Origin of the sequence: Sphingomonas sp. Leaf339 (assembly GCF_001426195.1) — a bacterium.
Lineage (GTDB): Bacteria > Pseudomonadota > Alphaproteobacteria > Sphingomonadales > Sphingomonadaceae > Sphingomonas.
In genome coordinates this window covers 1-482 of the sequence record NZ_LMRS01000032.1, presented here as the reverse complement: position 1 = coordinate 482, position 482 = coordinate 1, and the positions used below count along the sequence as shown (strand labels likewise).

The following is a 482-nucleotide window of genomic DNA, read 5'->3' as shown; positions in this document are numbered from 1 at the left end:
GTCGCGGCGATGACGCGCAGGTGGTCGCGGAGCGAGCGGCCCCGGTGCGCGGCCTTCGCGTCGAGCAGCGCACCCACCTCGCGCAGCGGCGCCGCGTGCTCGGCGTAGGGACGGCCGTTCACGCGAACCGAGCCGGCCGTCGGCCGGTCCAGCCCGACGATCATCCGCATCGTGGTCGACTTGCCGGCACCGTTGGGTCCGAGGAACCCGGTGACCCTCCCCGGCTCGACCGTGAAGTCGATCCCGTCGACCGCGGTCTTCCTCCCGAACGTCTTGGTCAGACTGCGCGCCTCGATCATGCGCTCCCCCTTCATCACGCCGTCGCGGCCGCTCGCGTCACTCGCGGGGCCCGTCGTACGGCGCGGCCAGCTTAGGAACGACTGAGAGGTTCCGGAGAAGACCCGGGGGTGCTCTCGGGGAGGAATGGGGGATAACCCCCGCTCCGCGAGCGGTGCGGCGTCAGCCGCGCTTCTGGAGCGACG

Annotated in this window: 1 protein-coding gene; it reads right to left on the bottom strand. The window is 72.2% G+C overall.

What is annotated here, in order from left to right; genetic code table 11:
• Nucleotides 1-299, bottom strand: a 299-nt coding sequence (locus tag ASG67_RS12470; protein WP_156460810.1) for an ATP-binding cassette domain-containing protein, incomplete at its 3' end; no start/stop codon positions are given.
• Nucleotides 300-482: the final 183 nt, after the last annotated feature.